Annotated in this window: 4 protein-coding genes; 3 read left to right on the top strand and 1 reads right to left on the bottom strand. The window is 65.0% G+C overall.

All coding sequences use genetic code 11. From position 1 onward, the window contains the following. Positions 1-7: 7 nt before the first annotated feature. Both AC5Y6Y_RS09250 and AC5Y6Y_RS09245 read left to right on the top strand, forming a co-directional pair. Positions 8-1,492 carry a PE family protein gene (locus AC5Y6Y_RS09250; protein ID WP_499929697.1) on the top strand — a complete coding sequence of 495 codons (1,485 nt, stop codon included), beginning with the start codon at positions 8-10 and terminating at the stop codon, positions 1,490-1,492. Positions 1,493-1,553: 61 nt separating this feature from the next. Further along, the gene (locus tag AC5Y6Y_RS09245) at positions 1,554-10,541 is read left to right on the top strand and encodes an ATP-binding protein (RefSeq protein WP_499929695.1); all 8,988 of its coding nucleotides are present in this window, start codon (positions 1,554-1,556) and stop codon (positions 10,539-10,541) included. A 27-nt stretch (positions 10,542-10,568) separates the two neighbouring features. Here AC5Y6Y_RS09245 and pdxH read toward each other — a convergent pair whose 3' ends face one another. Continuing rightward, the gene (pdxH, locus tag AC5Y6Y_RS09240; RefSeq protein ID WP_499929892.1) at positions 10,569-11,195 is read right to left on the bottom strand and encodes a pyridoxamine 5'-phosphate oxidase; all 627 of its coding nucleotides are present in this window, start codon (positions 11,193-11,195) and stop codon (positions 10,569-10,571) included. Positions 11,196-11,300: 105 nt separating this feature from the next. On the opposite strand from pdxH, the gene AC5Y6Y_RS09235 reads away from it, so the two are divergent. After that, a complete protein-coding gene (locus AC5Y6Y_RS09235) occupies positions 11,301-12,422 on the top strand; it encodes a citrate synthase 2 (RefSeq protein WP_499929693.1) in 1,122 nt (373 codons plus the stop codon). The last annotated feature ends 131 nt before the right edge of the window (positions 12,423-12,553 follow it).

Here is a 12,553-nt window from a genome sequence, read left to right as displayed (position 1 = left end):
TACCGACATGTCGTTTGTAATCACGTCAACCGAGCTAATGTCATCGGCTGCAACGGATTTGGCCAGGATCAATGACGTGCTGCGCATCGCCAGCACGGGTGCGACGGCCCAGACGACGGCGCTGCTGTCCGCGGGCGCCGATGAGGTGTCAGCGGCCGTCGCCGCGCTGTTTTCCACCCACGGCCGGCAATACCAGGCGATCAGCGCTCGCGCAGCAGCCTTTCACGACCAGTTCGTGCAACTGATGAACGTGGGGGCGGGGCAGTACGCGGCGGCCGAAGCCGCGGCCGCCCAACAGCTACCGGCGGCGAGCGTGCAGGAGACCCTGCAACAGTTGCTGGCCAATCTAGGCCTGGGCAACAAGGGCACCGGCAACCTCGGCAACGGAAACAGCGGCGACGGCAACTTCGGGATCGGGAACAAGGGCAGCCAGAACATCGGCAGCGGAAACAACGGCAACACCAACTTCGGCAGCGGCAACCTCGGCAGCCGAAACGTCGGCATGGGAAATCTCGGTGACGACAATTTCGGTTTCGGCAATATAGGGTCCTCGAGCTATGGGCCGGGCAGTCACAACGTCGGGATGGGCAACACCGGCCACGAGAACGTCGGCATCGGCAACACCGGCACCGGAAACCGGGGCGGCGGCAATACCGGGAATTTCAATATCGGCGGTGGGAACACGGGAAACAACAATCTCGGCTTCGGCAACTCCGGCAACAACAACATCGGCATCGGGCTGCGGGGCGACAACCAGGTCGGAATCAACCTCGCCGGACTGCTGAACTCGGGCAGCGGCAATATAGGTTTCGGAAACTCCGGGACCAACAACATCGGATTCTTCAATTCGGGTAGCGGCAACGTCGGCATCTTCAACTCCGGTACCAACATGGGGGAACTTCCGGGTCCGCACAGCAATTTCGGCATCGGGAACTCCGGCGGGGGCAATTTCGGCATCGGCAACTCGGGTGCCCTCAACACAGGCATTGGCCAATCGGGACTCATCAACACCGGGATCGGAAACTCCGGCGGCTACAACACCGGTGCCGGTAACTCGGGTTACGCCGACACCGGTTTCTGGAATGCGGGCAGCTACAACACCGGTAACGGGAATTCGGGTGACACTAATACCGGCTTCTGGAATTCGGGAAACGTCAACACCGGCGTCGGATCCGCGATCAATACCGGTCTGATCAATTCGGGCTTCAACAACACGGGCACGAATGTCTCGGGCATCGGTAACACCGGCGACCAGATGTCGGGCCTGCTCAACACCGCTAGGGGCAGCGCCACCGCGAACAACGGCGTGTCGGGCATCTCCAACCTGGCCACCGGCGGGTCGGACGTCGACGGCCGGATGTCCGGATTCTTCAACACCGCCTTCACTGCCGCAATTTCCGGCAAGCCCGCCGGCTACTACAGCGGCTTCACCTCGGGCCTGTTGAACTTCGGCACCGGGCTGGCGGGACTGTTCAACCTGGCCCGCCTCTAGATTGGCGATCCTTTACCCGACCTTGACCGCGCGTTGAATCGTCTTACCGACGATGGTCAACATGACTACCCTTCAAGGCGTGGAACTGGGGGTTCTGGGGCCTCTGCAGGTCCGGCAGGGCGGTACTCCCGTCATGATCCCGGGCGCCAAGCCGCGCGCCCTGCTCACCATGCTGGGCCTGCGCAACGGCTCGGTCGTTCCTGCGGACACGCTGATCGAGTTGCTCTGGGGCACCGCTCCGCCCCGCACCGCCGCCAAGGCTCTGCAGACCCACATCTCTGCCCTGCGCCGCGCCTTGGGCGACGGTTTCGTGCTCACCGAAGGGGCTGGCTGGAAGCTCGCCGAAGCGGCGGTCGACGCCGCGACTTACACATCGGCTGCCCGACGAGGTCGCGACGCCGCGGCCGCCGGCGACAGCCGCCAAGCGGTGGTCCTGTTCGAAGAAGCGCTGGGCCTGTGGCGCGGTGTCCCCGAGCTGCCCGACGGCCGGCGCGGCTTGTCGGAAAAGACGCGGTGGCTGGAGGGTCACTCCGCGTTGGTCGAGGATCGGGCGGACGCGCTGCTCGCGACCGGTCGCGCCGCGGAGGTGGTCGGCGACCTGGAGGCGGCAGTCGCCGAGGCACCGCTGCGGGAAAAGCGATGGTGCCAGCTGATGCTCGCCCTCTACCGTGCCGGCCGTCAGGGAGAGGCCCTAGGCGCGTATCAACGCGCCCGGTCGTTGCTGGCCGACGAACTGGGCGTCGACCCCGGCCCGGAGCTGCGCCGACTCGAAGCGGCCATCGTCGCTCAGGACTCATCGCTGGATATTCCAGCCGCCCAACAGGTTTCGTCGGTGATGCGAGCTGTGACCTTTCTGCTCACCGACATCGAGGGATCGACCGCAGCCTGGGAAGCAGATGCCGCCGCCATGGCGACAGCGCTGGCCCGCCACGACGAGTTGATCGAACAGGTCGTCACATCACGCGGTGGACGGCTGATCAAGACCCGTGGCGAGGGTGACGCAACCTTTTCGGTCTTCGACCGGCCGTCAGCAGCCGCCGCCGCTGCCATCGAGATGCAAGAGGCGATCGCGCGGGAGCCCTGGGCGCTGGCTGAGCCGATGCGCATCCGGATCGCGCTGCACACCGGCGAGGTCGAGCTTCGCGACGGCGACTACTTCGGCAGGGCGGTCAACCGAGCAGCGCGACTGCGGTCGTTGGCCGCGGGCGGGCAGATCCTGTGTTCGGGTGCGGTCGCCGAGCTCGTCATAGACACACTGGCCGACGACGTGTCGCTCGCCGACCTGGGCATGCGGCAACTGAAGAACCTGGCGCGTCCCGAGCATGTTTTCGAGTTGCGGTTCGACGCCGATACCAGCACTCCCGAACCTGCGGTGACGCCGCTCCAGCGTCCCGCTCTGCCTGCAGTGTTGATCGGGCCCGGACCGTTCGTGGGCCGTGGCCCGGAATTCGAGCAACTCGTCTCCGCGTGGCCGACCCACGCCACGCATGCGGTGTTGATCGCCGGTGAACCGGGTGTCGGCAAGACCCGCCTGGCCGGCGAATGGTCCCAACGCGCATATGCCGAAGGTGCGGTCGTGCTCTACGGGCGGTGCGACGAGGACCTCGGCGCGCCCTACCAGCCGTTCGCCGAAGCACTACGCGCACTGGTGCCGTGCGTCGGCGCGCAGCGGCTGCGCGGTTTGCGCGGTGTTGAGGCACTGCTGCCGTTGGTACCCGGACTGCCCGACGTGATGGCCGATCTGGCTGCCCCGCCCCGGGCGGACCCGGACACCGAACGCTACGCACTGTTCGACGCCGTTGTCGCGCTACTCGAAATCGCTTCCGCCGCGGCGCCGGTCGTCCTGATTCTCGACGATCTGCATTGGGCGGCCAAACCGACATTGCTGCTGCTGCGGCACCTGCTGCGCTTCGGCGACCACGCCCGCGTCCAGATCGTGGGAACCTACCGCAGCACCGACCTGGACCGCTCGCATCCGTTGGCGGCCATGCTGGCCGATCTGCACCGCGATGGCACCGCCAGCCGGCTGAATCTCGCCGGGCTCGACGAGAACGACGTGACCGCCTACGTCGCGGAAGCCGGCTACGACGACGAGGAACTCGCCCATGCGCTGGCCTCCGTCACCGGCGGCAACCCGTTCTTTCTGATCGAGGCGCTGCGGCACGTCGACGAGAGCGGTGGCCTGTGGGATCAGAGCACGCTGCCTCAGGGAGTGCGAGAAGCTGTGAGCCGCAGGCTTTCCCGGCTCTCGATGGAAACGAATAAGGCGCTGTCGGCGGCGGCGGTCGTCGGCAGCCGGTTCGCGTTGGATCTGGTGGAACACGTGGTCGGCGACGATCTCATCGACGCGTTCGACGAAGCATCTAAGGCCGGCATCGTCATCGAGGAAACCGGCGGCCACTACCGGTTCAACCATGCCCTGGTCCGGCAGTCGTTGCTGGCCGAGCTGGCGTCGGTACGACGCATGCGGCTGCACCAGCGCATCGCGGTGACCTTGGAAAGCCAGGCCGGGGGTGACGATGAACTGCTGGCGGAGTTGGCGCACCACTACTTCGAATGCGCCTGGGCGGGAAACGCAGCCAAGGCGGTCGAGTACTGCCGGCGGGCCGCGGACCAGGCGATGACCCGGCTGGCCTACGAAGGTGCGGCCGACCTGTACGACCATGCGCTACACGCGCTCGAGGAGATTGACGACGAACTTCCCGACCGAGACGACCAGGTTGCCACGCTGCTGGTGGCGCGGTGTGAGGCCCTGCTGGCTGCCGGCGATGTCACATCGGCGGCGGGTGCGGTATCTCAATTGCAATCGGCGACAACAGATTCAGCTCGACTAGCGGCCTGGGCGACGTGTTTCGACGGCCAATTGTCGATGCTGATACACCCTGAGCGGCTGGATGAGGTCGAAGCCGCGCTGGGTGCTGCTGCCGAGAGGCTGGCCGGCCTGGACGACGCCGCCGGTGAGGCCAACGCCCACACCGTGCGGGCCGGGTGTCTGGCCCGGCTCGGGCGCATCGCGGACTGCGAAGTCGCCTTGGACAACGCGCTGAACGCCGCGCGGCGCGCCCGTGAGCACCGACGGGTGAATGCCGTGTTAGCGGGAGCGCCGCTGGCCGCGTTGTGGGGCCCCAACCCGGTTCCACGGGCGGGCGGACGGTGCCTCGATGTGGTGCGGCTGCTGCGCATCACCACCGACTCGCCTGCGGTCGAGGCCACCTCGACACAGTGTCAGGCCGTGTTGGAGGCGTTCCGCGGCCGCGCTGCCGCCGCGCGGCGAATGATCGACTCGGCCCGACGCACGGTCACCGAGCTCGGCTTGCGTCACGCCCTGTGTGAAGTCGAACAGTTCGCCGGCATCATCGAACTCGTTGCCGACGAACCCGGCGCGGCTGAGCCACTCTTTCGTAAGGCTTACAATGGTTTTCGCCGTATGCGTTTGGAAGCTGACACCGCCGAAACCGCCGCACTGCTCGGTCGCACCTGCCTGGCACTCGGCCGAGACGCTGAAGCAGACGAGTTGTGCCGCGAGAGTGAGCGGTTGGCCGGTCACGCGCTGAAGGCGTCGATCGCGTGGCGGACGTTGCGAGCACAGCTGTTGTCGAGCGTAAGTGAACACAACGCAGCCCGGCGGATGGCTGAGAGCGCGGTGACGCTGGCCGAACGCACCGACGCGCTGGTCGACCACGGCGATGCATGCCTGACGTTGGCGAGGGTTCTGAGCGTCGCCGGTGATGTCGCAGGAGCGCGATCTGCCGCCGAACGAGCGGTCGGCCTGTACGAACGGAAAGGCGCTGTAGCACTTGTCGAGACGGCTCGGCAACCGCTCGGGATTCGTGACCCCTCGTCGGCCTTACGAGCACCCGAAGCATCGGGCAGCGAGCCTGACAACGAATGCGTACGCGTCGCACGCCGAGTCGCGGACGCTGTCGATCGTGAAGCTTGGGACGACGCGGACCAACTGTTTGCGCCCCAGGTAGTCGTCGAGAGCCGTCCCGCCCACATTGAACTCGTAGAACCGCAGCCAGGGCCGGAAACCGCTGCTGCTCGCGTATGTCGTTGTATCAACTCATATCTGCTAGCCGGTGACCTGCCATCGGTTGCAGATTCGTTGGCTGATGACATCACCCAGGACGATCGCCGGAAGGTCATCGGCTCCGGACTCCGTCAAGGCCGCAACGCCGTGATGGCCGAGATTGTGATAACCGCTCCGGCAGTCAAGAGAATGACGACCGACACCATCGCCACCCGGGGTGAGCGCCTGGTACTCAATCGCGTCCGATCCGCGTTCCGCGACGACGAACCGGACGCGTTCGGCATCGACGTCCTCGCCGTCGTCGAGATCGACGCCGACGAGCGGGTGTCGGCACGCACCGTGTTTGACCTCGACGACTTCCGCAGCGCCATCGCCGAGCTCGACGCGCGGTATCTCGTCGGGGCAGCGGCACCGTACGCGCACACCTGGTCGGTAATCGCGGCGGCATGCAACGCACTCAACTGCCACCAGGCACCACCGACGACAGCAGATTGGATCAACGTCGACCACCGAGTGGAGGCGGCGTTCGGACCCGGTGACCTGATCGACTACTTCGGCGCCGGGAAGGACTTCGAGCAGGACATCAATACCTATGTCCAGGAGGTGCATTCGCTGAGCAACGACGGTGCAGTAATCACCTACGCGGCGCAGGAGACCTCGCGAGAGGGTCTCGATGCCGAATGGCGAGGCATTGCACTGCTACTCGTGGATGGCGAGATGATCAGGCGTTGCGAGGTCTTCGACGAGATCGACCTTGTCGCCGCAGACGAAAGATTCAAACAGTTAGACCGACCAGTTCGGCTATCCGAAAACGCGGCCAGCGCAATGCATGAGCGCATCGAGGTGCTCTTCGCCGCCCGCGACTGGGACGCGCTGTCCGATCTCATGGCCGACGATTGTTCTTCCGACGATCGGAGACGGGCGTTGAACTCCGGCACCCGATCCGGCCGCGATGCCCTGGTCACCGAGATTGTCAGTCTCACCGAAATCGGTGTGAGAGCGATGACTTCGGATGTCATTGCTACGCGTGGAAATCGCCTGGCGCTCAGCCGGGCGCAGACGTGGGGACGCGTCCGGTCACCGGCGGCATTCCACACCGACGTCCTCGACGTGCTGGAGGTCAATGCCGAGGGCAAGTTCTCGGCACGGGTCGTGTTCGACCTCGACCACTTCGATTCCGCACTCGCTGAACTCGATAAGCGCTACCTGGCGGGTGAAGCGGCCCGCCACTCCCAAGTCTGGTCGGCGGTCAGGCGAGGTTTCGCCGCACTCAACCGACGCGAACTGTTTGCGACGACTGAAGATTGGGTCAACATCGACCACCGGAGCGGAACATCGATCGCGCCCGGTGACATGACCGCCCTTCTCGAAGTCACCAGGAACCTCGCCTCGGACATTAGCTATTTCGTCGCGACGGTAGATCGGTTGACCGACGCCGGTGCGGTCGTGACGCACATTTCGCGTGAGACCACCCCAGGGGGATTCCAGGCCGAATGGCGGGTTGTCAGCGTCATTACCTTCGACGGTGACCTGGTCAACCGCTGCGAGGTCTTCGACGCGGACGACATGGACGCCGCACTGGCACGCTTCGATCAACTGGTCCATCGGCCGCTCCGACGCCTGGAAAATGCCGCGAGCCGAATGGGTGAGCGCTTCCTGACGCTCTTCGCCGCGGGTGATTGGGACGCAATAGAGCGGATGCTGGCTGGCGATTTCGCCAACGATGATCGACGCCGAGTTGTGGGCAACGCAGTTCAGGTCGGCCGAGAGGCGCAGCTAGCGAGCATGCGGGTGGTCGCCGAGCTGTGGTCGTCGAATGTCACACCAACCGTCATTGCCACTCGCGGTGAGCATCTCGTCCTCGATCGCCTTTGCTTCTCGCGCCGCGACGATGAGGCACCGGGGTTTCTCACCGAGGTGCTCGGCATTCTGGAGATCGACGGCGACGACCGGATCATCGCCGCCGTGTTCTTCGACCTCGACGACATCGACGCCGCCGTCGCCGAACTCGACGCACGATATCTGGCCGGCGAAGCGGCCACCCACGCAAATACGTGGTCAGTGATCGCCCGCAACTTCGCCGCGTTCAATAGACACGAGCTCCCCTCGGTGACACCGAACTGGGTGAATATCGACCACCGCCGAGCACGAGCATTCTCTCCCGGTGAGCTCTTCCCCTACGTCCGCGCCACCTGGGAACTCACGCCACAAGCCAAGATCTACGCCCATGCGGTGCATCGCCTGGGTGACTTCGGCGCGGTCATCACCCAGGCAACGTATGGGACGTCGCAGGCCGGCTTCGACGTCGAGTGGCGAGAGGTCACCCTATTCACCGTCGACGGTGACTTGATCAGCCGCTGTGAGATTTTCGACGAGGTGGACCTTGACGCCGCGCTGGCCGAATTAGATGAGCTATGCCGTCCCGCACCGCAACTGGAGAACGCAGCCAGCCGCGCGCTTAGGCGCTATTTGGCAGCATTCGCAGCCCGTGCGTGGCAGGTCCTGCCGCAATCCCTTACGGAGGACTTTTACATCGACGATCGTCGGCGTGTGGTGAACGCCGGGATCCGCCATGGTCAAGAGGCCGAGATCCAGGATATGCGGGCGGCTGCGGACGTCGGTATGGCATTCACGATCCGCGGTGTGGTTGCGACTCGCGGCAATGACCTCGCCCTACTACGCGTTGAAATCACCGGACGTGATGCTGAGACTGTGAAATACGATGTGCTACAGCTTATTCAGATGCACAAAGGCCGGGCGAAGGCAGCGGTCGTATTCGATGCCAACGACTTCGATGCGGCGGTGGCCGAACTCGACTCGCGATACCTCGCTGGGGACGCAGCTTCTTACGCACTTGTGTGGCAGACCATCTCCGGTACCTATGCATCCGTCAGACGCGGTGAGCTGCCCACGCTGACCGCCGACTGCGCAAGTGTCGACCACCGCCGGGGGGCCGCGTTCGCTGCCGGCGAGTTGAGTGAATACACCAGCAAGGGTTGGGATCTCGACCGACCAATCCGGCCTCATATCGTGGCTGTACATCAGCTCAACGAACTGGGTGCGGTCGTGACTTATGTGGCACACGGAAACTCACCTGCGGGCTTTGAAGCAGAATGGCGAGAAGTTGCCCTGTCGACGGTCGAGGGCGACAAGGTGAATCGCTGTGAGCTTTTCGACGAAACAGACCTCAAGGCGGCGCTGGCTCGGTTCGCGGAATTGCACCGCCCCGCACGGCGCCTCGAAAACTCGGCCAGCCGGGTGAACGGACGGCTCTGGGCGTACTGTGCCGCTCGCAACTGGGATGCGATGGCCGCGACACTATCCGTTGACTATGCCCACGACGATCGACGTCGAATGGTGGGCGCCGGGACCATGCGCGGTCGGGATGCCGGAATGCGCGATATGAAGACGATCGCTGAGATCGCGGTCCACTGGGACGCCACGGCGAACATGTTCGCTGACGACGATTGCAACGAAGACCGCCGCACGGTCGTCAATGCCGGTGTTCGACACGGTCAGGACGCCGCAATCGAAGATCTTCGAGTCGGCGTCGAGGTCGGATTACTGACTGACATCGCGGCTCCGATCATCGCGACCCGCGGAGACCGTCTTGTCCTCACCCGCATTCGTGCCTCAGGGACCGAGCGCGCTGAGATCCAGCTCGACGCACTGCAGGTCGTCGAGCTGAACGCGGACGACCAAGTTGCCGCCGTCGTCATCATCGATGGTGACGATATGGCCGCTGCAACAGCGGAACTCGAAGCGCGATTCATCGCCGGCGAAGCTGCTGCCCACGCGCACACTTGGTCGGTGATCGCCACAGGTTATGCCGCGCTCAACAAACACAAGATCTCTCCGGGGCTGTCGCGTTGCGTGACCATCGATCACCGGGTCCACAGCACGTTCGAAGGGGATGATCTGAATGCGTATATCCGTAGCGGGTGGGACCTCACGCCCAACATGGAGATATACGTCGAGTCGGTGCATCGACTCGGCAGCCTCGGAGCCGTTGTCACCCACACCGCCTGCGGGACATCGCCGGACGGCTTCAGTGCTGAGTGGCGAATGATTCAGCTTCTGCAGGTCAGCGGCGACCGTGTGCACCGTTGTGAGCTGTTCGATGAGGCTGACCTCGACGTCGCTCTCGCGAAGTTCGACGAATTGCACGCACGGGCGCAAGAACCGCATAACGCCGCACACCGAGTGGCTGAGCGCTTCGTCGCGAGTCACGCAGCTGGCGACCGGAACGCCATGGCGGACATGCTTGCCGACAACTTCGTGAGCGACGATCGCCGTCGGTTGGTGGGTTCGGGAATACGGCAGGGCCGGGATGCCCAGAGGGCAGACGTGCAAGCCGTCGCCGACCTGTCCCTCACAAACGTGACGTCAACAGCGATAGCGACGCGTGGCGAACGTCTGCTCCTCGTACGCAACAGATTCACCGACCGCGAACCAGGACCCGAGGCTGACCTCACCGAGGCACTCAGCGTCATCGAGATCACCATCGACGAGCGGGTTTCCGCGTTGATCACCTTCGACGTCGACGACCTCGAGGCCGCCGTCGCCGAACTGGATGCCCGCTACCTGGCAGGCGAAGCCGCCGCACACGCTCACGCGTGGTCAGTCCTCACTCGGGCGTACGAATCACTCAATCGGCGCGAAATTCCGGCGACAGCAGACGATTTCGTGGATATTGACCACCGCAACCTGGCGCCGGTCGGGCCTGGTGACCTCAAGGCTTACCTTCGCGCTGCGTTGAATGAAACGGCGCACAACCGCATCTATGTCGAGACGGTTCATCGGTTGACTGAGAACGGCGCGGTCGTCACTCACGTCGCGAGCGGGACTTCGGCTGCGGGCTTCGAGGCCGAGTGGCGCATTAGCGACATCTTCATGGTTGAAGGCGACCTACTCTGCCGCTGTGAGATGTTCGACGAGGCAGACCTGGACCGAGCGCTGGCGAAGTTCGATGAACTCTCGCGGGGCACACCACTCGGCGAAAATCCGCCGCGCGAATGACACCGATCCGGTTCGCAGTTCACCGGGTCAGGGCTGCAACCGCTCCACGACGCCGCCGGAGATCCGAATCCTGTTGTGCACCCGGTCTTCTCGACCTTGCCAGAACTCCACCACCTGGGGCGCGATCAGGTAGCCGCCCCAGTTCGGCGGCACCGGGATGTGCTCGGTGTCGGCAAATCGCGCTGTCACCTCCGCTAATTGGTCGAGCAGTGCGGCGCGCGAGGCGATGGGCCTCGACTGGTGCGACGCCCAGGCGCCCAGCTGCGACCCGCGCGGCCGCTTGGACCAGTAATCGGCGGTGGTCTGCGGCGCGACCTTGCTGACCGGCCCGCGGATATGAACCTGCCGTCCCAGCAGATACCACGGGAAGGTCGCCGACGCGTAGGGCGTCGCCGCCAGCTCGGTCCCTTTCGCCGAGTCGTAGTTGGTGTAGAAACTGATCCCGCTCTCGTCGGCGTTCTTGCACAGCACCGTCCGGGTCACCGGGCGGCCCTCGGCGACGGTGGCCACCACCATGGCATTGGCCTCGGCAACCCCGGCCTGCCACGCGTCGTCCATCCACCTGCGGAACAAGGCAAGCCAGCCCTCGGCAAGCCAGTCCGCATCCAGGTCAGGGCTGCCGTCCTTCTCGGCGGACCCGTACTCCACCCGCATCCCGGCCAGCGACTGCCGGTCTGATTCTGTCACCGTCCCAACGCTACTCGGACGTTGTTACCGGCCGGTAGGAACCGCCCAGGCCAGTAGTGCAAGAATCTGCCCATGACTGTGGTTCCAGAAGATTTCGTCCCAGGTCTGGAAGGCGTCGTGGCCTTCACGACCAAGATCGCCGAGCCGGACAAAGACGGAGGATCGCTGCGCTACCGCGGCGTCGACATCGAGGATCTGGTGGGCCAGGGGGTCCACTTCGGCGACGTCTGGGCGTTGCTGGTCGACGGTGAATTCGGCCACGGACTGCCCCCGGCCGAGCCGTTCCCGTTGCCGATCCACACCGGTGACGTGCGGGTCGACGTGCAGGCCGGCCTGGCCATGCTGGCGCCCATCTGGGGGTACAAGCCGCTGCTGGACACCAACGAGCCGACCGCTCGCGACCAGTTGGCCCGCGCATCGGTGATGGCGCTGTCCTACGTCGCGCAGTCCGGTCGCGGCATTTACGTGCCGGCGGTCCCGCAGCGCCTCATCGACGAGTGTTCAACCGTCACAGCACGTTTCATGACCCGGTGGCGCGGCGAGCCGGATCCCCGACACATCGAGGCCATCGACGCTTATTGGGTGTCTGCTGCCGAACACGGCATGAACGCCTCGACATTCACCGCGCGGGTGATCGCATCCACCGGCGCCGACGTGGCAGCGGCGTTGTCCGGTGCGATCGGCGCTATGAGCGGCCCCCTGCACGGCGGTGCGCCGGCCCGGGTGCTGCCGATGATCGAAGAGGTCGAGCGCACCGATGATGCCCGCGGTCTGGTCAAGGGCATCCTGGACCGCGGCGAGAAGCTGATGGGTTTCGGACACCGGGTCTACCGCGCCGAGGACCCGCGCGCCAGAGTGTTGCGGGCGACCGCCAAGCGGCTGAACGCACCCCGCTACGACGTCGCGGTGGCGCTGGAGCAGGCGGCCCTGGCCGAGTTGCGGGAGCGTCGGCCGGACCGCCCGATCGAGACCAACGTCGAGTTCTGGGCGGCGGTCATCCTGGACTTCGCCGACGTGCCGGCCAGCATGATGCCGGCGATGTTCACCTGTGGTCGCACCGCAGGATGGTGCGCCCACATCCTCGAGCAGAAGCGACTCGGCAAGCTGGTCCGCCCGTCGGCCATCTATGTAGGGCCGGCGCCGCGCCGAGCCGACTCCGTGAACGGCTGGGACAAGGTCCTCACCACCGTATAAGCGCTGCCCGCGGTTGGTAAGTCCGACGAGTTGTCGGTGCCCGGCATTAGCGTCGCGGATGCGCGATGAGTTCTGCCGGCCCGCCCGGTCAGTACATGTGAGCCCGAGCGGGCAGTACCCACCACCAGAGG

This window comes from Mycobacterium sp. NGS24 (genome assembly GCF_059813065.1).
Note: the sequence above shows the minus strand (reverse complement) of the source record. Positions and strands in the feature narration are given on the sequence as shown.

What these genes read in the sequence shown, in the direction of transcription:
- AC5Y6Y_RS09250 (WP_499929697.1), top strand. Translation starts at nt 8, where the DNA reads ATGTCGTTTGTAATCACGTCAACCGAGCTAATGTCATCGGCTGCAACG.
- AC5Y6Y_RS09245 (WP_499929695.1), top strand. Translation starts at nt 1,554, where the DNA reads ATGACTACCCTTCAAGGCGTGGAACTGGGGGTTCTGGGGCCTCTGCAG.
- pdxH (WP_499929892.1), bottom strand. Translation starts at nt 11,195, where the DNA reads ATGCGGGTGGAGTACGGGTCCGCCGAGAAGGACGGCAGCCCTGACCTG.
- AC5Y6Y_RS09235 (WP_499929693.1), top strand. Translation starts at nt 11,301, where the DNA reads ATGACTGTGGTTCCAGAAGATTTCGTCCCAGGTCTGGAAGGCGTCGTG.